This is a genomic window from Nocardia sp. MDA0666 (genome assembly GCF_003023875.1).
In the GTDB taxonomy this organism is placed as follows: domain Bacteria; phylum Actinomycetota; class Actinomycetes; order Mycobacteriales; family Mycobacteriaceae; genus Nocardia; species Nocardia aobensis.
The window spans coordinates 1-25590 of the sequence record NZ_PYHT01000030.1 but is presented as its reverse complement, the minus strand read 5'-3'; the positions used below and the strand labels follow the sequence as shown (position 1 = coordinate 25590).

The following is a 25590-nucleotide window of genomic DNA, read 5'->3' as shown; positions in this document are numbered from 1 at the left end:
GATTCAGTCGTCGGGCAGGTCCTCGTCGCCCATCTCGTTGATCAGCAGCAGCCCGTCGCGATGACGTTGCTCCCGATAGGCCGTCCGGCCGACCAGGTGGGCGATGGCCGGTGCGGTGACGAGGGTGAACAGGCCGACGAGCACCAACATCCAGACGTTGGGATGGCCGCGCAACTGGATCGCCGAACCGATCAGCATCAGAACCAGGCCGACGACTTGAGGTTTCGTCGCGGCGTGCATGCGCGAGAGGGTGTCGGGGAAGCGCACGATGGCGATCGCCGCGGTGGCGGCGAGGAACGCCCCGAGCAGGATGGTCGCGTACGACAACCAGATCAGCGCGGTATGGAACATGCCGCTCATTTGTCGTCCCGCACCCGGAAACGCGTGACCGCGGCCGATCCCAGGAAGCCGACCAGCGACAGCGCGACGATGCCCGGCACCACTGTGGTGTCGTCGCTGTAGGCGGCCCACACCGCCAATCCGGCCGCGGCGATGCCGACCAGCGAATCGATGCCGACGACCCGGTCCAGGGTGCCGGGACCGGCCAGCACCCGGAAGGACGTGAAAGCCGCGGCGGTCGCCAGGAGTATGCCCGCCACGATCGCGACAAAGGTCATGGATTTGCCTCCTGTGGTCTGCCTTCGAAGGCCCTGATCAGCAGGCCTTCCAACCGGCGGGTGATGTAGTAGAACTTCTCGACCGCGTCGTCGCTGCCGACATCGAGTACGTGCACCCACGCGACCCCGGCCACCCGGTCCAGCTCGAGCACCATCGTGCCGGGGATCAGATTGAGTACGTCGGCGCACAGCACCAGCACCAGATCCGAGTCGATCGCGAGCCGCACCCGCAGCACGCCCGAAACCGGCGCACCGGCGGGGCGCACCGCGAACCACGCGATCTGCAAACTGGATTCGATCGCGTAATAGGCGGTGAGCGTGACCAATTCGAGCAGCGGCAGCACCCGCAGCCCGCCGGTCACCGGAACCCGTGGCAGCGGCAGCAGCACCATGATCAGGATGCCGACCACCAGCCCGGCGAGCAGATTGGCGACGCTGGCATTACCCCACAGCGCGGTGTAGACGACGGCCAGCCAGATCAGCACGCCGATGCGAACCAGTCGATCCCGCGTCATCGGGTTCCTCCCGACTGCCACGTCTCCGGAGGGCCGAGCACGGTGCCCAGATACCGGTGCGGATCGTTGAGATCCTCGGCCGCGCGCCGGCAGATGCCCAGGATCGGCCCGGCGAACACCGTGAGCGCGAGCGCGACCACGATCAACGCCGCCGTCGGAGCCACCATCAGCCGGGGCATGCGACCGGGGTCGACGCGGTCGTCGAACAGCACATCGGTGGATTCGTCGATGAGCGCCGAGGGAGCGGCATCGGCCAGCTCACCCTCCGGGGCCTGGACGCGCGGCCGCCAGAACGCCTTGCTCCACACCCGCGCCATGACGTACAGCGTGAGCAGGCTGGTCGTCACCGCGCCGGCGATCAGCATCCAGGCCAGCACGCTCCCGTCGGCGGCTCCCGCCTGCAACAGCCGCACCTTGCCGATATATCCGGAAAACGGCGGAATACCACCGAGATTCAGCGCCGGAATACCGAACAGCAGGGCCAGCGCCGGGCTCGCCGCCAGCAAACCGCCCAACCGGCTCAGCGACGCCGATCCGGCCTGCCGCTCGATCAGGCCCACCACGAGGAACAGCGTGGTCTGGACCAGAATGTGATGCACCACGTAGAACACCGTGCCGGTGGTGCCGCCGACGGAATTCAGCCCCACCCCGAACATCAGATAGCCGATATGGCTGACCAGGGTGAACGAGAGCAGACGCTTGATATCGCTCTGCGCGATCGCGCCCAGGATGCCGATCACCATGGTGAGCAGACCGCACACCAGCAGCACATTGTCGAAGGTGCCGGCCGGCAGCAACAGCGAATGCACCCGGATGATCGCGTACACACCGACTTTCGTCAGCAGACCCGCGAAGACCGCCGTCACGGGTGCGGGCGCGGTCGGATACGAATCCGGCAACCAGTTCGACAGCGGGAACACCGCGGCCTTGATGCCGAAAGCCACCAGCAGCACCGCGCAGATCGCGCCGCGCACACCCAGCGGCACCGTGCCCATCCGCACCGACATATCGGCCAGATTCAGCGTGCCCGTCGCCGCGTACGCCACTGCGATGCCGGTGAGGAAGATCAGCGACGACACCATCGACACCATCACATACGACACCCCGGCGCGGACCCGGTCGGCGCTCGCGCCCAGCGTGAGCAGAACGAACGAGGCGGCCAGCAGCACCTCGAATCCGACGAACAGATTGAACAGGTCACCGGCCAGGAAGGCGAGCGAAACGCCCGCGCTCAGAATCAGATACGTCGGCTGGAAGATCGAGGTCGGCTGGCGTTCGGTGCCGTCGCTGATACCCTGCCCGACCGCGAAGATCAACACCGCGAGCAGCACGATCGACGACACCAGCAGCATGCCCGCCGACAGCCGGTCGACCACCAGCGTGATGCCGATCGGCGTCTCCCAGCCGCCGACCTGCACCGCGCCCATGCCGTCGCGGTCGGCCAGGTACAGCAGCACCCCGGAGATCGCGACCATCGTCGTCAGCGCCGCCACCGAAATCGCCTGCTGCACGCGCGCTTTACGGCCCACGATCAGGGTCGCGGCCGCGGTGAGCAGCGGAATAAGCACTGGGAGGGGGCAGAGCGCGGGGAGCAGACCGGGAGACGGGCTCATCGCTCGGGGTCCTCGCCCTCGCGCTTCGCCGCGACCTTCACGTCCTCGGGGTCGTCCTCGACCTGTTCCGTGGTGGTCAGCGCGAAGGCCCGATAGGCCAGGGCGAGAACGAATGCCGCCAAACCCATGGTGATGACGATCGAAGTGAGGATCATCGCCTGCGCGAGCGGATCGGCCGGATCGTGATGTCGCCGATCCGATTCGCCGAGTATCGGTGGCCGCCCGTCCGCACCGCTCATGGTGAGGATCAGCAGGTTCACCGCATTGCCGAACAGGATCAATCCCAGCAGCATCTTCGACACCGCGCGTTCGAGCACCAGATACACCCCGCAGGCGACCATGATCCCGATCAGGGCCAGCATGGTGATGTTCGCGCTCATCGCATCCCTCCCTTCGTCGAAGACGTCGTGCCGTCCAGGAATTCGATATCGAGGCGCGCGCCCAGACTGCGCAGCACATCCAGCACCAGACCCACCACGATCAGATACACGCCCAGGTCGAACAGCATCGCGGTGACGAATTTGATGTGCCCGAGTACCGGCAGCGTGACCTCGATGATGGCCGAGGACAGCGGTGGCGCGCCCAGCAGCAGCGATCCGGTCGCGGTGCCGGCCGACAGCACCAGCCCGGCGCCCAGCACATGTCCGGCGTCGACGGGCAGCGCCTCGGCCAGTTCGTAGCGGCCGCCGGCCAGATACCGCAGGACCAGCGCCAATCCGGCGGTGAGACCGCCCGCGAAACCGCCGCCCGGGGCGTTGTGCCCGGCGAAGAAGAAATACGCCGACAGCACCATGATGGTCGGGAACAGCATCCGGGTGGTCATCGCCATCACCATCGACCGGTCCCGCGGCGCGACCAGCGGACTGGCCCGCAACCAGTAGGACCGCTCCGGATCGGGGGTGTAGCCGGGTGCCTCGGAGACGCGCGGCAGGGTGCCGAACCGGCGGCTGCGGAACATCAGCGAGGCGACACCGGTGGCCGCGACCACCAGTACCGAGATCTCCCCGAGGGTGTCCCACGCCCGGATGTCGACCAGCAGAACGTTCACCGCGTTCTTTCCGCCGCCGAAACTGTATGCCGCGGAAGGGATTCGATGCCAGATCGGTTCGGTGCTGCGGGCCGCGGTGGCGAACGCCGCCACGGTCACCACCGCGGCTCCGACGGCGACGGACAGGATGGCGCGGCGCACTTTGAACGCGGCGGTGCGGCTGGGTTCGATCTCGGCGGAGAACTTCCGCAGCACCAGCACGAAGATCACCAAAGTCAGTGTCTCGACCAGGAATTGGGTGAGGGCGAGGTCCGGCGCGCCGTGCAGGGCGAAGATCACACCGCAGCCGTAGCCGGTGACACCGACGAGCAGCACGCTGGCAAGCCGGTTGCGCATCACGGTGGCGCCCAGAGCCATTGCCGCCATCACCAACGCGATCACCAGCTGCAGTGACGAATCCCACGCCCGCACCGAGATGCGCGAACGCGCGCCGATGAACAACACGGCCAACGGCAGCGCCACGACCGTGGTGAGGATCAGCCCCTGATTCAGCGGCAGCGAACCACGCTGGGTGGCACCGGTCATGCGCAGGGACAGTTGATCCATCGCGCGCAGCACGGCGTCGTAGACCCGGTCGGCATTGCCGAGGCGCGGATTCACCGATTCGCCGATCCGGTCGCGGATCTCGAACAGCACCAGACCGCAGGCGATGGCGATCAGGGTGAGGGTCAGCGGGGTGCCCCAGCCGTGCCACAGCGCCAGATGCGCCTCCAGCGGTCCGAGTGTGCGGGCATAAGGCGAGAGCAGCCGGTCCATCCAGGGCGAGGCGAGACCCGCGGCCAGCGAGGCCGCGGCCAGTACGGCCGGTGGCACGACGAACAGCGCACTCGGGCGATGCCAGGAGCGCTCCGGCTCGGGCACGCCCTCGACGGCGCGTTTCGTACCGAACGCACCCCAGACCATGCGCGCGCTGTAGCCGACGGTGAACATCGAGCCGAGCACGATGCCGATCGCGACGGCGATCCGAACCGGCGCGCTCAGATTGCCCGCGTCCAGTTCCGCGGCGAAGGCGCTTTCCTTGCCGACGAAGCCGAACAGCGGCGGAATCGCGGCCATACTCAGCGCGGCGACCGTCGCGACCGCGCACAGAACCGGCGCGCGCCGGCCGACGCCGGAGAGCCGGCGCAGATCACGGGTGCCCGCGCTGTGATCGATGATGCCGACCACCATGAACAGACAACCCTTGAACAGCGCATGCGCGACCAGCAACGCCGCACCGGCCAGCGCCGCCTCCGGGGTTCCGGTGCCGACCAGGACCAGCAGGAATCCGAGCTGGCTCACCGTGCCGAACGCGAGCACCAGTTTCAGGTCGTAGACCTGCAGTGATCGGAGACCGGCCAGCAGCATCGACAGGATGCCGAGCGTGAGCACGATCGGATGCCACACCGGGGCCTCGGACAGACCCGGGGCGAGACGCGCGACCAGGTAGATACCGGCCTTCACCATCGCGGCGGCGTGCAGATAGGCGCTCACCGGGGTGGGCGCGATCATCGCGCCGGGCAGCCAGAAGTGCAGCGGCACGATCGCCGATTTGCTCAACGCGCCGATCAGGATCAGCACCACCGCGACATTGGTCGACCAGTCGTGCGGATCGGCCCGCGCCACCACATCGGACAGCAGATAGCTGTCACAGCGCTGTGCGAGCAGCACCAGGCCGACCAGCATCGCCAACCCGCCCGCGGCCGTGACCAGCAGCGCCTGCAATGCCGCGCGGCGGCCGGTGCTCTGCTCGGCGTGATGGCCCACCAGCAGGAACGACAGCACCGTGGTGAGTTCCCAGAAGGTGAACAGCACCAGCATGTTGTCGCTGATCACCAGCCCGAACATGGCCCCGGCGAAGGCCACCAGATAGGCGGCGAAGATACCCAGGCGCGATCGGTCGTCGTCGTCGAAATATTCGGCGCAATAGGCCAATACCAGCGCGCCCACGCCGAGGACCAGCACCGACATGATGGAGGCGAGGCTGTCCAGCCGCAGATCCCAATTCATGTGGATCTCCGGGGCCCAGGCGATCCGGACCTCGGCTTCGCTGTTCCAGTTCGCGATCACCCACACCAGCCCGGCGAGCGGCGCCAGCGCGATCGGGTAGAACCCGCGCCTTCCCCATACGCGCACAGCGGGCGGTGCGAGCAGGGCGGCCGAAGCATGGGCTAGCAGGATGGCGAGCAAACGTCACTCCGTCGGTCGGCGGCGGGGTGGTGGCGCCCCGATCCTACTGCTGACTCCGGACTTCAGTGGCCACGGCCGGATCCGACGCGGCCCGGAACGCCACCTTCCAGAGACGATGGCTATATATCGGCTACCGATTCCGTGGTGGTCGGTTTGCGCCACGAGCGCAACGCCGCCAGGCCTGCCGCGCAGACGACGGTGATTCCCAGCGCGGTCCAATAGGGCGCTGCCGAACTCATCGCCGGGGCCGGGCACAGGTACCACTGCCCGGGATCGGAGACGCATTGCGGCCGGTCGAGGTGATCGCGCAGGGCGGTGACCACCGACGGCACGAAGATGATCGACACACCGAGCACCCGGGTCGGATTGTATCGCGGTGCGGCACTGCCGAAGCTGTAGCCGGCCACCGCCGCCAGCAGCCCGCTCAGCACCGCGGCCTGCACGCCACCGTGGATCCGATGCCCGGAGACCAGCGCGCAGTACAGCGCCATCGCCGCCAACGTCGACATGGCGAGCATCGGCATCGGTCGCCGGAATCCCGCGACCAGCCCCAGTGCGATCAACGCCACCAGCGGGGCCACCGACCACATCGGCAGCCGGGCCGGTATCAGCGCTCCGCCGACCGCCGACAATGCGACCGCCAGCAAGATCAACACACCGTCGCGCCGTGGCAGCAGCACCGCCGCCAGCACGGCCGCGGCCACCGTCAGTGTCGCGGCGAAGGCGACACCTCCGGCGCTGTCGGCATGCCGGGAAAGCCATTCCGCGCTGAACAGCCGGCCGATCACGAAGATCAGTCCCGCGATGATCGGCGCCATGGGCAATTCGACCGAGCGGCGCTCGACCGTGTCCTGCTTGCGATTGACGACCATGCCGACGATCACGAGCACGAGCGTGACCACGATCAGCCACATAGGCGGCAGCGTCCGCGTCGACCAGCCCGGCGCGGTCATCGCCCCGCGCCGCACGGTGCCCGTCGAGGTCGAGCCCAGCTGGCCGAAGACCACCGCGGCGAGCGCGCCCAGGGTCCAGCCGAACACCTGGAACCAGCCGCGCAGCACCGCCACCGCGATACCGCCGAGCAGAATTCCGCCCGCGAGCGCTTCCAGATAATTCAATGTGGCCGGTGCGATGCTCTGATCGCCGGTTTCGGCCAGCAGGTGGGCGAGGAACATGGTCACCACGCCGCACAGCGCCGTGCCCCAGGCGACCAGGGCGTGGTTGACGGTGGTGGCGAAGACCGCCACGATCAGCGCCACGATGGCGCCGACGGCGATCGCCCGCGGCTGGCTGGCGGCGAGCATATCCAGTTGCAGCACCGAGGTCTGCGAGGCCCAGCGAAAGCCGTTGGGGAGCATCAACGACAGCCCGGCGACCAGGGTGGCCAGGGCCGCCGTGATCATCTCCAGAACCGCGTGGTGCGTGCGCACCAGCCGAAAATACCTGCGAACCGGGTCGAACCGGGGCAGACCTGCCGGATCGGGCGCGCCGGTGGGCAGACCGGCGCGCGACGGATCAGGTGGTCGCGCGCTTGCCGGCGTACTGCCGCAGTGATTCGACCTGATCGGCGTCGAGTGAGGGCCGCACACTGCCGCGGGCGGTCGCCAGATCCTCCGCGCCGATGGCGGCGGCATCGACATCGCGGCGCATCGCGGCCATCGCGGCCTCGCGCAGCAGTGCCGCGCAGTCGGCCGCGGAATAGCCGTCCAGGTCGGCGGCCAACGCGGCGAGATCCACGTCGTCGCCCAGCGGTACCGAGCGACTCGCGGTGCGCAGGATGTCGGTGCGCGCGGCGGCGTCCGGCGGCGGGACGAAGACCAACCGCTCCAGCCGTCCCGGCCGCAGCAGCGCGGGGTCGATCAACTCGGGCCGGTTGGTGGCGCCGACGACCACCACATCGCGCAGCGGCTCCACGCCGTCCAGCTCGGTGAGCAGGGCCGCGACCACGCGGTCGCCGACGCCGGAGTCGGTGCTCTGCCCGCGCCGCGGGGCGAGGGCGTCGATCTCGTCGAGGAAGATCAGCGAAGGGGCGGAGTCGCGGGCCCGCTGGAACAGTTCGCGCACCGCGCGTTCGGAGGAGCCGACCCATTTGTCCATCAATTCGGCGCCCTTCACCGCATGCACGCTGAGCTGCCCACTTCCGGCCAGCGCGCGCACCAGGAAGGTCTTACCGCAGCCGGGTGGTCCGTACAGCAGCACTCCGCGCGGCGGGTCGATGCCCAGGCGCGCGAACGAATCCGGATGCCGCAGCGGCCACAGCACCGCCTCGGTGAGCGCCTGTTTGGTTTCGGTCATGTCGCCGACGTCGTCGAGGCTCAGGCTGCCGATCGCGAGTTCTTCGGTCCCCGACCGTGAGAGCGGCCGGATCACCTTCAGCGCGCCGACCAGATCCGCCTGGGTCAGCACGGGGTCGGTGTGATCGTGGCTGGCCCGTGAGGCCGCTCGCAATGCCGCCTCCCGGCACAGCGCCGCGAGGTCGGAGACGACGAAACCCGGTGTGCGAGAAGCGATCACGTCGAGATCGAGATCTTCGGTGGGTACCTTGCGCAGCAGTTGCTGGAGCAGTTCCGCCCGGACCGCCGCGGTCGGCAGTGTCAGCGCCACCTCACGGTCGCAGAGATCCGGTGCGCGCAGCCGGCTGTCGACCGCTGCGGGCCGGGAGCTGGTGGCCAGGAAGGCCACGCCGGCGGTGGCCACCGCGGCACGCAACTGATCGAGAATGAGCGTCGCCACCGGCTCCGGCTGCTCCGGAAGCAGTGCGTCGATATCGGTGATCAACAGGACTCCGCCTGCGCCGGAACATATTTCCGAAACCGCGAGCCCGACCTCGCGCAACCGGGTGCCACTCTCGGACGCGCCGACCGTAGGGCCGTCCAGTTCCACGATGCGCCGCGGTGTCGACACCGCCCGTGCCAGAGTCGCCTTACCGGCGCCCGCGGGCCCGGTGATGAGCACGCCCAGATGCGGCGGGGCCCCGAGGGTCCGCAGGAGTTCCGGTTCGTCGAGCGCCAGGCTCAGCCATTCCGACAGTTTCGCCGCCGGCGCGCGCACCCCCGCCAGATCCGCGACGGGAACGGCCGACGGACGCTCCCGTACCAGCATCCGGCTGCCGGGACGATTCGGCGCCAGCGCGCCCCGGGGATCGTGCGAGGCATCCGCCGCCGGGGCCGCCGCGCCCCACACCACCGCGCTGTTGGGCTGCACACTGACCGGCCCGCCGGTGGGATCGGTGGTGGTCACGGTCAGCAGTTCGGAGGTCCACGCGATCGCGAAGGTGCGCGAAAGCGCTTGTGTCGCAGCGGCGGAACTGGTTCCCGGACCCAGATCGCGGGGCAGCAGCGAGACCGCGTCACCCACGGTGACGACCTTGCCGAGCAGCGCCTGCCGCAGCGTGGATTCCGCGATCGCGCCCATCGCCGCGGCCGAGCCGGTCACCGAGATGTGCCGGGCCCCGTACACCGTCACGGGGGCCACGACGACCGCGCTGTCCTCGCGCACCCCGGCATTGGACAGCGTCACATCGTCGAGCAGGGCGACTCCGGCGGGTGTCTCGTCGGGAGCCCGCCCGACCACCGCGGCCGTGCGCCGGGAACCGATCACGCTGATCCCGTCCCACTCCCGCAATCCGAGCGCCGCAAGCGCTTCGGAATGCAAGCGGACCACGCCCCGGCGGGCATCGGCGGCCGAGCGGTTGAGTCGGGCGGTCAACGACAATTCAGGCACGCCTGCCATTCTGCCCGTGGCGGGCGGCAGTCGTCTGTGCCCGTGGTCCCGGCAGCGGCCGTAGGGATCGAGCTCGCCGGATCAGCGTCCGCCCGGCCGGCGCAGCCGCAACCGCGCCGACGATTCGCGAATGCCCGGCGGTCGCCGCAGCCGCAACCGGGCGCCCTCGCCGACCGGCGGAATCCGCCGGGCCGCACGCCGCTGTGCGCGGCGTTCGGCCGGCTTGTGATGCCAGGTCTCCGGCCGGGCCGCCACCCAGCGCTGCGAGCGCCACGCGAACGGAATGTGCACGAGGTACAGCCCGACCAGCACCATCAGCAGGATCAGCGGATAGGTGATCAGCGCGGCCCCGGCCAGCGCGACCAGCACCAGCAGCAGTGCCGCCGCCTGCGGCGCCACCGACACCGACTTCATCGCCAGCGTCGGGATCGTGCTGACGGCGAGCAGGGCCGCGAAGACAGTCCACGCCGCCACCACCGGGAAGTTGTTCCACCATCCCTCGCCGAACTGGCTGTGCAGCGCGATCGGCAGCAGCGCGATCAACGCCGCCGCCGGCGCGGGGACGCCGGTGAAGTATTCGCGCTCCCAGTCGGGCCGGGTGTCGTCGTCCATGATCGTGTTGAACCGGGCCAGGCGCAGCACGAGGCTCACCGTATAGATCAGCGCGATGATCCAGCCCGCGCTGTCCTGGCGCAGGAAGGTCACATACAGCACCAAGGCCGGGGCGACGCCGAAGGAGATGGCATCGGCCAGCGAATCCAGTTCGGCGCCGATCTTGGTGGTGGCCGACAGCATCCGGGCCAGCCGGCCGTCGAGGGTGTCGAGGACGGCGGCCGCGCCGATCATCGCCAGGGCGATGTCGAGCGAGCCGTCGAGTGCGAATTTCACCGCCGACAGTCCGGCACACAGCGCCAGGATCGTCACGATGCTCGGCAGCAGACGGATCGTGCGGCGGCGGCGACCCGGTTCGGTCACGGTGTTCTCGATCATGGCAGCAGTTCGGCCAGCACCGTTTCCGCGCCGATCGTGCGCTGCCCGGGCTCGACCAGCAGCCGGGTGCCGACCGGGAAGTAGGTGTCGACCCGCGAGCCGAACCGGATCAGACCGTAGGTTTCGCCGATGCTCAACGCGTCGCCGACCTTGGCGTCGCAGACGATGCGGCGGGCCAGCAGTCCGGCGATCTGCACGACCGTCACCAGCTGACCCGAGGCGGTCTCGAGCACCATGCTGTTGCGCTCGTTCACCGAACTGGCCTCCGGCAGATCCGCCGAGCGGAACTGACCGCGCTGGTAGGCGATGGTGCGCACGGTGCCCGAGACCGGGGTGCGCTGCACGTGCACGTCGAGCACCGACAGGAAGATGCTCACCCGGGGCAGCGGGGTGTCGCCGAGATTCAGTTCGGCCGGCGGCACCGCGGTGTCGACGAGCGCGATCTCACCGTCGGCCGGGGCGACGACGATATTCGCCCGATTCGGCGGCACCCGGTGCGGATGCCGGAAGAAGGCCGCCGACGCCGCGGCCGCGGTGAGTCCGGTGCGGCGCAGCCAGCGCCGGCGCCGCCCGCCGAGGACCGCCACCGCCAGCGGCGCGGCCACGAAGGGCAGGCCGGCGGGATGCAGCGGCGGAATCGCTGCTTTGACCAGGTCGGCGACATGACCGAGCCCGGTACGTTCGGGCGTACCGGGCGGGGTGGGGCGGCGGGCCACGGACTCCTCTTTCGTGCGCGGGTGACATTCGGTCCGCAGAGTCTCCGGGACCGCGCTCACACCTTACGGGACACTGCATCACCGTGGCGTGGCCCCGATCGGGCGCACCCGCCGCCGCGGGCGGCTCAGTGGGCGGCTCTGCGACCCGTGACCAGTCGCACCAGCCACAACAGGATGACCGCTCCCGCCAGGCAGGTGAGGAAACTGAAAAAGAATCCGCCGCTGTGCACGTCGACGCCGAACAGTCGCAGGATGAAGCCACCGATCAGGCCGCCGACGACGCCCACGACGATATTGAGCAGGATGCCCTGCTGGGCGTCGGTGCCCATGATCTTGCTGGCGATCCAGCCCGCCAGGCCGCCGATGATGATCCAGCCGATGATTCCGAGACCGAGCATCATGTCCTCCAGGGAAACTCGTCGGAAATTGCTGTCTCCGCCTCGCCACGGTTCGGTATCGGAACCAGTCTGCGAGCCGGTTCTACACGAATCGATTGTGACAATACCCACCCTGGGGATTAGCATTCCTACTAATATGAGGGGGCCTCATGTCTACGCGTCGGTTCACGAACCACGAGCGCGTCGGCCCCGGGGCCCGATGAAGGAATGTTCGATACGCGGGTGGCGCCCGGACCGGAACCGTCTTCCGGTTCTCCGGCCCGCCGGCAGGTACATAGGAGATGCGCGATGGCTGCTCGACTCGCCCAAGTCACCGGGGTGGAGCACACGGCGATGCTCGGGCTCGGTGTGTACCGCCCCGCCCGGGTCGTGACCAACGACGAAGTCGCCGGACCGATCGAGTCCAGCGACGAATGGATTCGCACCCGCTCGGGCATCCGGACCCGGCGGTTCGCCTCCGAATCCGAAACCATCATCGCCATGAGCGCCGCCGCGGCGCGCGATGCCATCGCAGCCGCGGGAATCACCGCCGAGCAGGTCGACTGCGTCATCGTCGCGACCTCGACCTGGCTACTGCTCACTCCGGCGGCCGCTCCGCAGATCGCCACCGAGCTCGGGATGAACAATCCGGCCGCCTTCGACATCTCCGCCGGGTGCGCGGGCTTCTGTCATGCGCTGGGCCTGGCCTCGGATCTGGTCAAGGGCGGCACCGCGGGCCATGTGCTGGTGATCGGCGTCGAACGGCTCACGGACACGTTCAACCCGGCCGATCGCGGCACCGCCTTCCTGTTCGCCGACGGCGCGGGCGCGGTGATCGTGGGCCCGTCCGACGAACCCGGCATCGGCCCGACCGTCTGGGGTTCCGACGGCGAACAGCATCACGCCATCCGCCAGGACAAGGACTGGATGGAGTTCTTCCGGGAGATCGACGAGAAGGGCACCGACGCGGTCCGCCCGTATCTGGCGATGGAGGGCACCGCGGTCTTCCGCTGGGCCGCCCACTCGCTGAAGAAGGTCTGCCTGGACGCGATCGAGCGCGCGGGCCTGACCCCCGGCGATATCGACGCGATGGTTCCGCACCAGGCCAACGGCCGCATCATCGAGATCATGGCGCGTGAGCTGAAGCTGTCGGCCAATTGCGCACTGGCCAACGACATCGAGGAGACCGGCAACACCTCGGCCGCCTCGGTTCCGCTGGCCATGGAGGCGATGCTGCGTTCGGGTGAGAGCAAACCCGGTGCGGCGGCGCTGCTGGTCGCCTTCGGCGCGGGCCTGTCCTACGCCGCGCAGGTGGCGAAACTGCCCAACTGGCAGTAGGCGTCCGGCCCGCGCGGGTCAGCCCATGGTCCAGGTGACCGTCACGGTGAAGGTCACCGTCTGCTGACCGGGTTCCAAAGGTACGTCGGGACTGGCGAATTGGGCCTTGGCCTGCGGCGGGGTCGATTCCCCGCTGCTGGTCTCGTTGATGGTCTTCACGTCCTTCAACTTCAGGCCCGACAGCACCGCGTACTGGTCGGCGCGGGCCTTGGCGTCGGCGAAGGCGCCGGCTCGCGCGTCGGCGAGCAGTTTCGAATTGTCGTCGAGCGCGAACGAGACGCCGCGGATCCGGGTGTCGTTACCGCCGGCCTGCACTGCGGACGACAGGACGGCCGAGGCCTTGGGCAGATCGCGGACCACGACGTGCACGGTGTTGGTCGCGGTGTAGCCGGTGACGTTGTGGTCGGGCCCGTACTGCGGCTGCACCGACACATCGGTCGTGCGGATGTCCTCGCGTTTCGCGCCCGCGTTCACCATCGCGTCGGTGATCGCCTTCGCCTTGCCGTTCGCGTTCGCGATGGCGGTGGACACGTCGGGGGCGGTGACTTCGACACCCACGTCGGCGTTCAGGGTGTCCGGCGCTCCGCGCACCTGACCGGTGCCGACCACCGTCACCTCGCGCGAGGTCCCCGAATCCGAACTGCCACAACCACTCAGCAGCACGGTGGTCCCCGCGAGCACCGCCATTACGCTCGCAACCCGTCGCATACCGGGCAAACTACGCGGCCGAACCCGGCCCCGCTCGCGGGCGCGCCGAATCAGCGCTCGGCCGCGACCTTGATCTTGCCGAGGGTTTCGTTCATCCCCGCGACCAGATCGGCCTCGAACTGCTGCTCGCCGCCGAGAAGTGCGTCGATCATCAGCCGCACCGGTTTGCGCACCCCGTTCGGAACGTCGCGACGCTCGGTCACGCGGGTGCCCGCCGCAGTGGGTTCGAGGGTGTAGCTCCACACGGTGGCGTTCTCGTTCATCCGGAACGCGAAGGCCTGATTGGGCTCGTACCGCACGATGCGCGAGGTGGTCGGGTAGTACTTGCGGCCGACCTTGTTGAGGTTCACCGTCCACGTGCCGGCGCGGGGCGTGCCCAGCGGAATCATCTTCAGCGTGGTGGGGCTGAATTCCGGCATCCGTCCCAGATCGGAGACGACCGCCCACACCTTGTCCGGTGTGGCGGAGATGTCGATGGTGGCTTCCAGGGTGTTCGGCAACGCTGCCTCCGAGATCGTGACGGGCGTGGTTATGACGGTCGGTAACGGTAATCCTAGACACGGCAACCGGACACGCGACCCTGTGAGGGAGGCCACTTTTCCGTTGAAGATCAACTAGGTCACATTCTGATGTGATCCGTTTCGCCGGCCGTAATGACCGACGCACAATGGCGGATAGACAACTACGGCAGGCAACGAAGCAACAGACCGGAGCGCACGCTTCTACGTCCCTGTGAGGTGATCGGCCGTGAATATTCGAACCATCCTCCATCGTCGGCAGGCGGAATCGGTTCCGTTACTCCCCGATTCGGAATCCGGGCCGCTGGGCGCGGCCTTTCGCAACCACGGCCGGCGATCGCGCCGCAACCTGGCCGAGCGGGAGGAAAGGCTCGAACGTTTGCTGACGCCGAGCGAACTCGACCTCGTCGAACACCGCCTGGTGTGATCGATGTGGTGCCCGTAGCGAACATTCTGGGCAATGCGCCCGCCGGGCGCTCATACTTTTCGATGTGACTTCACCAGCTGCCGTCAAACCGGTAATCCTCAGTGTCGACGACGACCCCGGCGTCTCCCGGGCCGTGGTGCGCGACCTGCGGCGGCGGTACGGAGCCGACTATCGCATCATGCGCGCGGAATCCGGTGCCTCGGCACTGGACGTCCTGCGCGAACTGAAATTGCGCGGCCAGCCGGTCGCGGTACTGATCGCCGATTATCGAATGCCGGGAATGGACGGCATCCAATTCCTGGAGCACGCGATCGATCTGCACCCCTATGCACGCCGGGTGCTGCTCACCGCGTATGCCGACACCAACGCCGCCATCGACGCCATCAATGTGGTCGACCTCGACCACTATCTGCTCAAACCGTGGGATCCGCCGGAGGAGAAGTTGTATCCGGTGGTCGACGCGCTGCTGGAATCGTGGCGTGGCGACGACCGCCGCCCGGTGCACGAGACGAAGGTGATCGGGCACCGCTGGTCGGCTCGCAGTTCCGAGGTGCGCGAATTCCTCGCCCGCAATCAGCTGCCGTATCGCTGGTATCTGGCCGACGATCCCGAGGGCCAACGCCTGCTCGAGGCCGCCGGGGCCGACGCCGAGCAGTGCCCGGTGGTGATCGATCCGAGCGGCAACGTGCTGCTGTCCCCGTCGGACAGCGAACTCGCCGGCTGCGTGGGCCTGAGTACCGATCCGAGTGGTGAGTTCTACGACCTGATCGTGGTCGGCGGCGGCCCCGCCGGGCTCGGTGCGGCCGTGTACGGCGCCTCCGAAGGTCTGCGCACGGTGCTGGTGGAGCGGACCGCGACCGGCGGGCAGGCCGGGCAGAGTTCCCGGATCGAGAACTACCTGGGCTTCCCCGACGGGCTTTCGGGCGCCCAGCTGGCCGATCGCGCGCGGCGGCAGGCGGTGAAATTCGGCGCCGAACTGATCACCGCCCGGGAAGTGGTCGGTCTCGAGGCGTGTGGTTCCGCGCGGCGCGTGCTCTTCTCCGACGGCTCCTGCGTCAGCGCCCACTCCGTGCTGATCGCCACCGGCGTCAACTACCGCCACCACCCCGCTCCCGGAGTGGACGACTTCACCGGCCGCGGCGTCTACTACGGCTCCGCGATGACCGAGGCGGCCGACTGCGCCGAACGCGAGGTCTACATCGTCGGCGGGGCGAATTCGGCCGGGCAGGCGGCGGTATTCCTGTCCCGGCACGCCTGCACGGTGCACATCCTGGTGCGCGGCAGTTCGCTGGACCAGTCGATGTCGCACTATCTGATCCAGCAGATCGAGGCCGTCCCGAATATCAAGGTGCACACCAACACCGAGGTGGTGGCCGCCGACGGCAGCGATCATCTGGAACGAATCGTGTTGCGCAACAACGCGACCGGCGCCGAGGACAAGGTCGACGCCGAACGGCTGTTTTTGTTCATCGGCGCGGCGCCCGAAACGGACTGGCTGGACGGACTGGTCGTCCGCGACGAATTCGGCTACGTCCTGGCCGGACCGGACCTGATGGTCGAGGGGTCCCGGCCGGCGGGCTGGGAGCTGCCCCGTCCGCCCCATCATCTCGAAACCAGCATCCCGGGCGTCTTCGTCGCCGGCGATGTGCGTTCCGAATCGGCGAAGCGGGTCGCGTCCGCGGTCGGTGAGGGCGCGATGGCGGTCATGCTGGTCCACCGATACCTCGCGAAACAATAGGAGGCGCACCGTGAGCGACAGCGATCAGAACGGCGCCGTGAGCGACAGCGGCCGTGCCGTCACCGGCTCCCGGACCCTGTGTGATCCGGCGGAATTGCGCACCCTGTTCCTGTTCGAGAAGCTCGACGACGAGCAACTGGCCTGGCTCTGCCGGGAGGGCCGGGTCGAATACTTCGAGCCGGGGCCGGTCTATCGCGAGGGTGAGCCCGCGACCTGCTTCTACGTCCTGATGGACGGTGAGGTGGTGCTCTCGAAACTGTCCGCGGGCGAGGATCTCGAACTCGTTCGCACCGATCACCGCGGCTCGTATGCCGGCGCGTGGACGGCGTATATGGGCGAGCGGGCCGACCAGAACTACACCGGCTCGCTGACGGTGACGAAGCCGTCGAAATTCTTCGTCCTGGACGCCGGGACCTTCGCCCGGATGATGCAGGAATGGTTCCCGATGGCCCTGCATCTGCTGGAGGGCGTGTTCTTCGGCAACCGCAATACCAACGAGATCATCGGCCGGCGGGAGCGACTGCTGGCCTTGGGTTCGCTGTCGGCCGGACTCACCCACGAGTTGAACAATCCCGCGGCCGCCGCGGTGCGGGCCACCTCCTCGCTGCGGGATCGGGTCGCCGGAATGCGGCACAAGCTGAAGATGATGGCGCACGGCAAGTTCGACTCCGCCGCGCTCGAGGCGCTGGTGCAGCTCCAGGAGGAGGCGGCCACCCAGGTGGCCAAGGCGCCGACCCTGACCGCGATGGAGGCCGCCGACCGCGAGGACGAACTCGGCGACTGGCTCGCCGATCACAACATCGCCAACGGATGGGATCTGGCCCCGAATTTCGTCCAGGCCGGCTTCGACATCGATTGGCTGGAGAAGGTCGCGGGCACTCTCGAACATTGCGACGACGGAGTGTTCGAAGGTGCGATCCGGTGGTTGAACTACACCGTCGAAACCGAACTGCTGATGAACGAGATCACCGATTCGACCGGGCGCATCTCCTCGCTCGTGCATGCGGCCAAGCAGTATTCGCAGATGGATCGGGCGCCGTTCCAGGTGGTCGACATCCACGAACTGCTCGACAGCACGCTGGTGATGCTGGCCCGCAAGATCGGCGACGACATCGCCGTGGTCAAGGAGTACGACCGGGCGCTGCCCGAAGTCCCTTGCTACGCAGCGGAACTGAACCAGGTGTGGACCAACCTCATCGACAACGCGGTGGCGGCGATGAACGGATCCGGCACGCTCACGGTGCGGACCTATCGCGAAAACGACTGTGCCGCAGTGGAGATCGGCGATACCGGGCCGGGTGTCCCGGAAGCGTTGCGGGATCGGATCTTCGAGCCCTTCTTCACCACGAAACCCGTCGGTGAGGGCACCGGACTCGGCCTCGACATCTCGTTCCGCATCGTGGTGAACAAACACGGCGGCGATATCCGGGTCGAGTCCACGCCGGGCGACACCCGATTCATCGTCCGGTTGCCGCTGGAGGCGGCCTCCGGACGTGGTTCGGCCACCGCTGCCGCCGAATCGTAAGGGCCGCAATTCGATCCGAACTCCACGGTAAGGCCGGGGTTTTCAATCGCCGATGTGGCCGGTACGCTGCGAGCCGCGCCGGAGGCATCCGGCGCGCGCCGGAGGAGATTCGGCGTTGCCGGACCACTCGGGGGTTACGCACGAGATGAAACGACTGACCGTGACGGCCGTCGCCCTGGGCGCGCTGACCGTTGCCCTCACCGGCTGCGGCGGCGACGACCATTCGTCCGCCGATGCCAACGGCCTGCGCAGAAACGGTTCGGCCGTCGCGACCTCGGCCCCCGCCCCCGCGTCGACGACCCCCGCACCGGCGCCGCCCACCGAGGCGCCCGGCACCACGGCGCATCCGGAGAATTCCGGCCTGGGCCCGGCCTCGGCGACCACCTGCGACGAGTTCCGCAAACTCGATATCGAGGGTGAGAAGTCCCTGATGGATCGCATTCTCGCGGAGAACCCCGGCTCGAAGTTCGACGGCAGCCCGAATGTGGCGCTGGGAACCGCGAAGCTGGTGTGCCTGTCCAAGAGTGAGGCCGACAAGCCGGTCGCGGTCGCCATCGGAATGGTCACGGAATAACACCCGCGCCCGGCGTGTGCTGGGCTTTTAGGTGATCCATACGAGATCGGCAAGTGCTGTGGCGCAGCGTGTTCGCATGCGCCGCGGCAGATGCGGCGCTCGAGCCGGGGAGATCTCGTGAAGAAATTCGTCGTCGCCGCGTTGTCGTCGGCCGCCCTCACCGTCGCCCTGACGGCCTGCGCCCACGACCAGGAGAAGACCTGCTGTGCCGCGCCCACGAGTTCGGCCACCGCGACTCCGGCGCCCTCCGACGACGGCTCGGGTCTGCGCCGCAATACGTCGCCGAGTCCGGCGGCGCCGCCGACCAGCGAGTCTGCGCGGCCGCACATCACCCTGCCGCACATCACCTGGCCGAAACGCGACCCGGGTGCCGGCGGCGAGTAATCTCGCCCCCGACTACCGGTCCTGTACTGGAGGGCGCAGCGGATGGACGATACGGGTCTGGCCGAATTCCAACGCCATCGCTCCCGCCTGTTCGCACTCGCCTACCGCATGCTCGGCTCGGCGAGCGAGGCCGAGGACGCCGTCCAGGAGACCTATCTGCGCTGGGAGGCCACCGAGCGTGCCGGGATCCGGTCCGCCGAGGCCTGGCTGACCACGGTCGTGGTGAATCTGTGCCGGAGCTGGCTGGAGTCCGCGCGCACACGCCGTGAGACCTATGTCGGCCCGTGGCTGCCGGAGCCGGTGCCCACCGGCGGCGGCGAACTCGGTCCGATGGAATCCGCGGAGCAGCGTGAACTGGTCTCGCTGGCGGTGTTGACGCTGCTGGAACGGTTGTCGCCCGCCGAACGCGCCGTTTTCGTCCTGCGCGAGGCGTTCGGTTACTCGCATCGCGAGATCGCCGACATGCTCGAGCTGTCCGAGGCGAATTCGCAGCAGCTGTATCGCCGCGCCCGCCTGCACGTCCGTAGCGAACACACCCGGTTCGACGCCGAACCCGCCCGTGCCCGGGAACTGTTCCAGCGTTTCCTCGTCGCCGCCCGGGCGGGCGATATCGCCGCCCTGGAACAGATGTTCACCGCCGATATCGTGTCGGTCGCCGACGGTGGCGGCAAGATGAGCGCGGCTCGCCGGCCCGTCGTCGGCGCGGGCCGGGTGGCGCGCTATCTGGCCGGTCTGTTCCACCGCGAGGTCGAGGATCTCGAACTGAGCATCGAGGAGGTCAACGGCGCACCGGCCGCCGTGGCCCGGGTCCACGGCGAGCTGCTGTTGATCGGCGCGGCCGATGTGGCCGACGAGCGGATCTCGGCGATCCGGATCCTGGTCAATCCCGACAAACTCGCGTACTTCGGTCGCTTCCCGGCGCCGGCGGAAGCAGAACGCCTGGGGTAGTGACGCGGAACACGGCCGATCGTTGTCAGGGATCGGCGGGCTGTCCGGTCTGAAGGGTGTCGGCCTCGAGAAGGAGTCACCCATGAGCGCACATCACACCGCATCCCATCGAATCCTCGTGCTGGGTGCCGGCTATGCCGGCCTGGCCGCGGCGGGCAGACTCTGCAAGTCCCGCGGCGCGCAGATCACGGTCGTCGACAGCCGTGCGGAAATGGTCGAGCGGGTGCGACTGCATCAGCTCGCCGCCGGGCAGACGATCGCGCGCCGGGATCTGCGAACCATGCTGGAACGCAAGGGCGCCCACTTCGTCCGCGGCTGGGTCACGACGATAGATACTGCGGCACAGGAGGTTTCGCTGTCCGACGGTTCGGTGCTCGGTTACGACACGCTGGTGTACACGCTCGGCAGTGCCGCGGATGTCGACAGCGTTGCCGGCGTGCGGGATTACGCCCATCCGGTGGCGACCCTGGAGGACATCGCCGCGCTGCCGCCGCTGCGTGGCCGCGTCGCGGTGGTCGGCGCCGGGGCGACCGGTATCGAGACCGCGGCCGAACTCGCCGAATCGCATCCGGAATTGTCGGTGGCGCTGGTGAGTTCGGAACAGCCCGGCTTCTGGCTCTCCGAGCGCGCGCAGCGGCATATCGCCGCCACCCTGGAGCGGCTCGGTGTCGAGGTACACGCGGGCGCCAAGGTGGTCGAGGTCGCGGCGGACGGCGTGCGGCTCGCCGGTGGCGGGCGCATCGAGGCCGAAACCGTCTTGTGGACAACGGGTTTCACCACCAGCGACCTTGCCGCTCGCGCCGGCTTGGCAATCGATGCACGGGGCCGGGTCCTGGTGGACGCCACGCTGCGCACCTCCGATCCGCACGTGTACGCCGCCGGCGACTGCGCCGCGATCGCCGGACCGGGCGGCCGCGAACTGCGGATGGCCTGTGCGACGGCACTGCCGACCGGATCTCATGCCGCGCGGTCGGCACTGGCCCGGATGCGCGGTGCGGAACCGGACGAGCTGCGTTTCCGCTACGTCCTGCAATGCATCAGCCTCGGGCGTCGCGACGCGGTGGTGCAGTTCGTCCGCGCCGACGACGCCCCGACCCCGCGCGCCCTGACCGGCCGCCCGGCGGCGGTGGTGAAGGAGATGATCGTGCGCGGTGCGGCGATGCAGGCGCGTCCATGACATGTCGTCAACTTATGGTTGACCAGAACGAATGGGTCAACCTAAAGTTGACGCATGACCGAACGTATCCGTCTCGATGATCTGATCGACGGCATCAAACTCGCCCGGCCCGACGACGTCCTGGAACAACTCTCCGACGCCGTGCTGGTCGCCGGGCACATGAGCGAGGTGGCCGATCACCTGATCGGCCACTTCGTCGACCAGGCCCGCCGTTCGGGCGCCTCCTGGACCGATATCGGCCAGAGCATGGGCGTCTCCAAACAGGCCGCGCAGAAGCGTTTCGTGCCGAAGCCGGGTGATCCCGCGATGGATCCGAATGCCGGATTCGCACGCTTCACGCCCCGCGCGCGCAATGTCGTGATGGCGTCCATGGAGGAGGCCCGACGCGCGGGCAATCCGGAGATTCAGCCCGAACACCTGGTGCTGGGACTGCTCAGTGAGCCGGACGGCCTGGCGGCGCATGCCATCGTCGCCAAGGGGGTCTCGCTGGACGCGGTGCGCCGGGTCGCGACGGCGGCGCTGCCGGCGGCGGTGGACGAGGTCCCCGCCCTTATCCCGTACACCGCGACCGCCCGCAAGACGCTGGAGTTGACCTTCCGGGAGGCGCTCCGGCTCGGCCACAACTACATCGGCACCGAACATCTGCTGCTCGCACTGCTCGAGCAGGAGGACGGAAACGGTGTGCTGTCGGGGCTGGGCTTGACCAAGGCGGATATCGAACGCGATCTCGTCGCCCAGCTCTCCCAGTTCATGCCGCCGAGCCCGCCCGCTCCGCCGCAGCCGCCGGCCGCGTCGACGCCGCCCACGCCACCCACTCCGCCGAGCCCGCCCGCTCCGCCGCAGCCGCCCGCCGCGCCGATTGCCTGATCGGTGCTCGCCGGCATCCGGATTCGGCACGCCGGCGCGGTTGTCGGAGACGGGTCCGACACGATTCGTCGTGTCGGACCGGTTCGCCGGTTTCGCCGATCCGCCCAGGCCGCGCCCGGTTCGGGCGCCGGTCGCGGCGGACATGATCACTCGCCGATACAGATGTGTAGTTGTGGGGCTGATGAGGTGATCGGTGGTCCGGATACGATATTGCTATGGCGGATGGATCGGATTCCGACCTGATCGCGGGGGAACTACGCGCAGACCTGCTGCGCGCGCTGTCCTATGTCGAAACCGAGGACGGCCCGGACGGCAGCTACATCGTCAACGGCGATCTGCCGCCCGAGGTGGCGCCCCCGTTCATCCGGGCGATCATGCGAATCGAGGCGGAACTGCTGCTTCACGACGCCGAACAGGTGACCGTGGAACGCGGCGAGCCGCGCAGTCCGGAGGAGCGGCGCACCGACGCCTTCGTCGCCCTGGCGCTGAGAGTCACCGACGATACGTGAGCGCGCCGACCCCGATACCGCGCCGTCCAGCCGATATCGCCGATTGCGAACGAGGCGGCCGTCGGATCCGTAACCTTGCACTCGGTACCGTCGAGTGCTAGAAAGGTCCTGGCACTCTCGACCAGTGAGTGCTAGGTCGGGCAGGTGAGACCGGGTTCCCAGACACCCTCGGTCGTCCGTCGCGGGCACCGTACCTGGCCAGCGTAATGGGGCGATCCAACCTGCGGTCGCTCTGTGTGTCAGCCCCATATACATGTGGAGGATCTCAACGCAATGGCCAAGACAATTGCGTACGACGAAGAGGCCCGTCGCGGTCTCGAGCGGGGACTGAACAGCCTCGCCGACGCGGTCAAGGTGACGCTGGGCCCCAAGGGTCGCAACGTTGTCCTGGAGAAGAAGTGGGGCGCCCCCACGATCACCAACGATGGTGTGTCCATCGCCAAGGAGATCGAGCTGGAGGACCCCTACGAGAAGATCGGCGCCGAGCTGGTCAAAGAGGTCGCCAAGAAGACCGACGATGTCGCCGGTGACGGCACCACCACCGCAACCGTGCTCGCCCAGGCGCTGGTGCGCGAGGGCCTGCGCAACGTCGCGGCCGGTGCGAACCCGCTGGGCCTGAAGCGCGGCATCGAGAAGGCCGTCGAGGCCGTCACCGCCAAGCTGCTCGACACCGCCAAGGAGGTCGAGACCAAGGAGCAGATCGCTGCCACCGCGGCCATCTCCGCCGGCGACGCGTCCATCGGTGAGCTGATCGCCGAGGCCATGGACAAGGTCGGCAAGGAAGGCGTCATCACCGTCGAGGAGAGCAACACCTTCGGCCTCCAGCTGGAGCTGACCGAGGGTATGCGCTTCGACAAGGGCTACATCTCGGGCTACTTCGTCACCGACGCCGAGCGTCAGGAAGCGGTCCTCGAGGACCCGTACATCCTGCTCGTCGGTTCGAAGGTCTCGACCGTCAAGGACCTGCTGCCGCTGCTGGAGAAGGTCATCCAGGCCGGTAAGCCGCTGCTGATCATCGCCGAGGACGTCGAGGGCGAGGCCCTGTCGACCCTGGTCGTGAACAAGATCCGCGGCACCTTCAAGTCCGTCGCCGTCAAGGCCCCGGGCTTCGGCGACCGCCGCAAGGCGCAGCTGGCCGACATCGCCATCCTGACCGGTGGCGAGGTCATCAGCGAAGAGGTCGGCCTGAACCTGGAGACCGCCACCGTCGACCTGCTGGGCACCGCCCGCAAGGTCGTGGTGACCAAGGACGAGACCACCATCGTCGACGGTGCCGGTGATGCCGACGCCATCGCGGGTCGCGTTGCCCAGATCCGCACCGAGATCGAGAACTCGGACTCGGATTACGACCGTGAGAAGCTGCAGGAGCGCCTGGCCAAGCTGGCCGGCGGTGTTGCGGTGATCAAGGCCGGCGCCGCCACCGAGGTGGAGCTGAAGGAGCGCAAGCACCGCATCGAGGACGCGGTGCGCAACGCCAAGGCCGCCGTCGAAGAGGGCATCGTCCCTGGTGGTGGTGTGGCGCTGCTGCAGGCCGGCCCGGCGCTGGACGACCTGAAGCTGACCGGTGACGAGGCCACCGGTGCGAACATCGTGAAGGTGGCGCTGGCCGCGCCGCTGAAGCAGATCGCCTTCAACGCCGGCCTCGAGCCCGGCGTGGTCGCCGAGAAGGTCGCCAACCTGCCGACCGGCCAGGGCCTCAACGCCGACTCCGGCGAGTACGAGGACCTGCTGGCCGCCGGTGTCGCCGACCCGGTCAAGGTCACCCGCTCGGCGCTGCAGAACGCCGCGTCGATCGCCGCGCTGTTCCTCACCACCGAGGCCGTCGTGGCCGACAAGCCGGAGAAGGCCGCCGCTCCCGTCGGCGACCCGACCGGTGGCATGGGCGGCATGGACTTCTGAGTCCTGCCTTCCGGCAACACCTTTCGAACCGGTAGCCGGTCCGCCTTCGAGCGGGCCGGCTACCGGCGTTTTCGGCGGACCTGCCGTCGTCGGAACTCGGTCACGCGCCACGATGCAGCTGGCGCTTTTCGGTCACATTTCCCCTAACCCTCGCCGCCGCAAGGGCTTTCGATGCTCGGGGCTGGACAACCAGCATTCTGGAACGCATTCTTTTCGGTTGGCTTCATCCGGAAGCCTTCGATAGGGGAAACAGGAATGTTCTCAACGGGCAAGCTTGCCCTGAGTTTCGTTGCGGCGTCCGCGGCGGTCTTCGTCGTCGCCGGGACCGGTTCCGCGGCCGCGGAGCGTGGAGCGGACGGCCACTACTACGGCGCGATGGCCATTTCCGACGCGAACGACGACGGCTGGACCATCGGAATCGCCCTCAATGCTCCCGACCAGGCGACAGCCGACGCAGGCGCCCTGGAGCAGTGCTCCTCGCACGGTGAGCAGGGGTGCGCGACCATCGTGCGCTTCGTCGACGGTTGCGGTGCCATCGCCCGGCGCGACGACATCCACACCGGCGGCACCGGGGCCAGCCTCCAAGACGCCGAGCGCAATGCGATCGCCGCCCTCGGCCCCGGGCGTCCGCCGACCCTGAGTTCGGACGGCTCGGGACCCGCGGTCATCTCCGTCTCCCGCTGCAACGGCTGACCCGAAGCCGAATTCGTCGCGTATCCCGACGCGTATCCCGAATTGCGATCGGAAGCCGGTCCCGCACCCACAGCGGGCCGGCTTCCGGCATTTCGGAACGGATGTTGTGAAAGCCGTTGCGATCGCATCCGATGTGCGTCGTTATGCCGGATGACCAGGCGATTTGACTTCGAATGCGGTTGGCACGTAACTTATTCCAGGTCAGAGCGACACGGACACCGACCCGGAGCCGAAAGGCCCGGGACAACGAGGTCGGACGAGGAGCGCCTGACAATCACACTGGTTCGGTAGGAAGAACCCCGATTTGGTCGGGAGCTTCTGGCTGAGCTAAGCTGTAAAAGTTGCCCAACCGATCGACCGGGAAGTTTCCCGCGAGATTGCTGGTGCGTGTGTTCTTTGAGAACTCAATAGTGTGTCGATGAATGTCAGTGCCAAATATTTATTTTGGTTCCGATCTTCACCCCCCGTGTGAGGGTCGGACATTTTTTAGTCAGCTATTTTCCGGCTGGCGTTTAAG

At 68.1% G+C, this 25590-nt stretch carries 25 protein-coding genes; 12 read left to right on the top strand and 13 right to left on the bottom strand.

Going from position 1 to position 25590, the window contains the following annotated elements; all coding sequences use genetic code 11:
* Window positions 1-3: 3 nt before the first annotated feature.
* The 11 genes from mnhG to C8258_RS28710 all read right to left on the bottom strand — a co-directional run bounded on the left by mnhG (window position 4) and on the right by C8258_RS28710 (window position 11789).
* Window positions 4-360, bottom strand: a complete 357-nt coding sequence (gene mnhG, locus C8258_RS28760) for a monovalent cation/H(+) antiporter subunit G (RefSeq protein ID WP_233225407.1) — start codon at window positions 358-360, stop codon at window positions 4-6.
* The gene (locus tag C8258_RS28755) at window positions 357-617 is read right to left on the bottom strand and encodes a monovalent cation/H+ antiporter complex subunit F (protein WP_063015226.1); all 261 of its coding nucleotides are present in this window, start codon (window positions 615-617) and stop codon (window positions 357-359) included. The genes mnhG and C8258_RS28755 overlap by 4 nt, the downstream gene beginning before the upstream one ends.
* The gene (locus tag C8258_RS28750; protein WP_106957833.1) at window positions 614-1132 is read right to left on the bottom strand and encodes a Na+/H+ antiporter subunit E; all 519 of its coding nucleotides are present in this window, start codon (window positions 1130-1132) and stop codon (window positions 614-616) included. The genes C8258_RS28755 and C8258_RS28750 overlap by 4 nt, the downstream gene beginning before the upstream one ends.
* Window positions 1129-2745 (bottom strand): Na+/H+ antiporter subunit D, encoded by a 1617-nt coding sequence (locus C8258_RS28745; protein ID WP_106957832.1) that lies wholly within the window; start codon window positions 2743-2745, stop codon window positions 1129-1131. Before C8258_RS28745 ends, C8258_RS28750 begins: the two co-directional genes overlap by 4 nt.
* Complete coding sequence (locus C8258_RS28740) at window positions 2742-3125, bottom strand: Na(+)/H(+) antiporter subunit C (protein WP_036506385.1); 384 nt, start codon at window positions 3123-3125, stop codon at window positions 2742-2744. Before C8258_RS28740 ends, C8258_RS28745 begins: the two co-directional genes overlap by 4 nt.
* Window positions 3122-5962 (bottom strand): Na+/H+ antiporter subunit A, encoded by a 2841-nt coding sequence (locus C8258_RS28735; protein WP_106957831.1) that lies wholly within the window; start codon window positions 5960-5962, stop codon window positions 3122-3124. The genes C8258_RS28740 and C8258_RS28735 overlap by 4 nt, the downstream gene beginning before the upstream one ends.
* Before the next feature lie 119 nt (window positions 5963-6081).
* The gene (locus C8258_RS28730; protein WP_106957830.1) at window positions 6082-7392 is read right to left on the bottom strand and encodes a hypothetical protein; all 1311 of its coding nucleotides are present in this window, start codon (window positions 7390-7392) and stop codon (window positions 6082-6084) included.
* An 85-nt stretch (window positions 7393-7477) separates the two neighbouring features.
* The gene (locus C8258_RS28725) at window positions 7478-9685 is read right to left on the bottom strand and encodes an AAA family ATPase (protein WP_233225406.1); all 2208 of its coding nucleotides are present in this window, start codon (window positions 9683-9685) and stop codon (window positions 7478-7480) included.
* Window positions 9686-9766: 81 nt separating this feature from the next.
* A complete protein-coding gene (locus tag C8258_RS28720) occupies window positions 9767-10675 on the bottom strand; it encodes a phosphatidylcholine/phosphatidylserine synthase (RefSeq protein WP_106957828.1) in 909 nt (302 codons plus the stop codon).
* The gene (locus C8258_RS28715; protein WP_106957864.1) at window positions 10672-11391 is read right to left on the bottom strand and encodes a phosphatidylserine decarboxylase; all 720 of its coding nucleotides are present in this window, start codon (window positions 11389-11391) and stop codon (window positions 10672-10674) included. Before C8258_RS28715 ends, C8258_RS28720 begins: the two co-directional genes overlap by 4 nt.
* A 125-nt stretch (window positions 11392-11516) precedes the next feature.
* Entirely contained in the window at window positions 11517-11789 is a 273-nt protein-coding gene (locus tag C8258_RS28710) for a GlsB/YeaQ/YmgE family stress response membrane protein (RefSeq protein WP_036506240.1), read from the bottom strand.
* A 288-nt stretch (window positions 11790-12077) separates the two neighbouring features.
* Here C8258_RS28710 and C8258_RS28705 point away from each other — a divergent pair, with 288 nt between their 5' ends.
* The gene (locus tag C8258_RS28705) at window positions 12078-13106 is read left to right on the top strand and encodes a beta-ketoacyl-ACP synthase III (protein WP_036506225.1); all 1029 of its coding nucleotides are present in this window, start codon (window positions 12078-12080) and stop codon (window positions 13104-13106) included.
* 18 nt (window positions 13107-13124) lie between these two features.
* Here the strand turns inward: C8258_RS28705 and C8258_RS28700 are convergent, their stop codons facing one another.
* Window positions 13125-13814 (bottom strand): SIMPL domain-containing protein, encoded by a 690-nt coding sequence (locus C8258_RS28700; protein ID WP_106957827.1) that lies wholly within the window; start codon window positions 13812-13814, stop codon window positions 13125-13127.
* A 50-nt stretch (window positions 13815-13864) separates the two neighbouring features.
* Window positions 13865-14314, bottom strand: a complete 450-nt coding sequence (locus C8258_RS28695) for an SRPBCC family protein (RefSeq protein WP_036506221.1) — start codon at window positions 14312-14314, stop codon at window positions 13865-13867.
* A 247-nt stretch (window positions 14315-14561) separates the two neighbouring features.
* Between C8258_RS28695 and C8258_RS28690 the strand changes: the two genes are divergently transcribed.
* From C8258_RS28690 to C8258_RS28640, 11 genes are all read left to right on the top strand, one after another.
* A complete protein-coding gene (locus C8258_RS28690; RefSeq protein WP_106957826.1) occupies window positions 14562-14759 on the top strand; it encodes a hypothetical protein in 198 nt (65 codons plus the stop codon).
* Between the two features lie 64 nt (window positions 14760-14823).
* Window positions 14824-16497 (top strand): FAD-dependent oxidoreductase, encoded by a 1674-nt coding sequence (locus C8258_RS28685; protein WP_106957825.1) that lies wholly within the window; start codon window positions 14824-14826, stop codon window positions 16495-16497.
* Between the two features lie 37 nt (window positions 16498-16534).
* The gene (locus C8258_RS28680; protein ID WP_233225412.1) at window positions 16535-18022 is read left to right on the top strand and encodes an ATP-binding protein; all 1488 of its coding nucleotides are present in this window, start codon (window positions 16535-16537) and stop codon (window positions 18020-18022) included.
* A gap of 145 nt (window positions 18023-18167) precedes the next feature.
* Window positions 18168-18596 (top strand): hypothetical protein, encoded by a 429-nt coding sequence (locus tag C8258_RS28675; RefSeq protein ID WP_233225405.1) that lies wholly within the window; start codon window positions 18168-18170, stop codon window positions 18594-18596.
* A 117-nt stretch (window positions 18597-18713) separates the two neighbouring features.
* Complete coding sequence (locus C8258_RS28670; protein ID WP_146161358.1) at window positions 18714-18980, top strand: hypothetical protein; 267 nt, start codon at window positions 18714-18716, stop codon at window positions 18978-18980.
* Between the two features lie 42 nt (window positions 18981-19022).
* Window positions 19023-19928, top strand: a complete 906-nt coding sequence (locus C8258_RS28665; protein ID WP_106957822.1) for an RNA polymerase sigma-70 factor — start codon at window positions 19023-19025, stop codon at window positions 19926-19928.
* Between the two features lie 82 nt (window positions 19929-20010).
* Complete coding sequence (locus C8258_RS28660; RefSeq protein ID WP_106957821.1) at window positions 20011-21105, top strand: NAD(P)/FAD-dependent oxidoreductase; 1095 nt, start codon at window positions 20011-20013, stop codon at window positions 21103-21105.
* A gap of 54 nt (window positions 21106-21159) precedes the next feature.
* Complete coding sequence (locus C8258_RS28655; protein WP_106957820.1) at window positions 21160-21972, top strand: Clp protease N-terminal domain-containing protein; 813 nt, start codon at window positions 21160-21162, stop codon at window positions 21970-21972.
* Between the two features lie 215 nt (window positions 21973-22187).
* Window positions 22188-22481, top strand: coding sequence for a hypothetical protein (locus C8258_RS28650; RefSeq protein ID WP_030516558.1), 294 nt, complete (start codon window positions 22188-22190; stop codon window positions 22479-22481).
* 273 nt (window positions 22482-22754) lie between these two features.
* Entirely contained in the window at window positions 22755-24380 is a 1626-nt protein-coding gene (gene groL / locus C8258_RS28645) for a chaperonin GroEL (RefSeq protein WP_036506233.1), read from the top strand.
* Window positions 24381-24635: 255 nt separating this feature from the next.
* Window positions 24636-25073, top strand: coding sequence for a DUF4189 domain-containing protein (locus tag C8258_RS28640; protein WP_158271326.1), 438 nt, complete (start codon window positions 24636-24638; stop codon window positions 25071-25073).
* Window positions 25074-25590 lie beyond the last annotated feature (517 nt).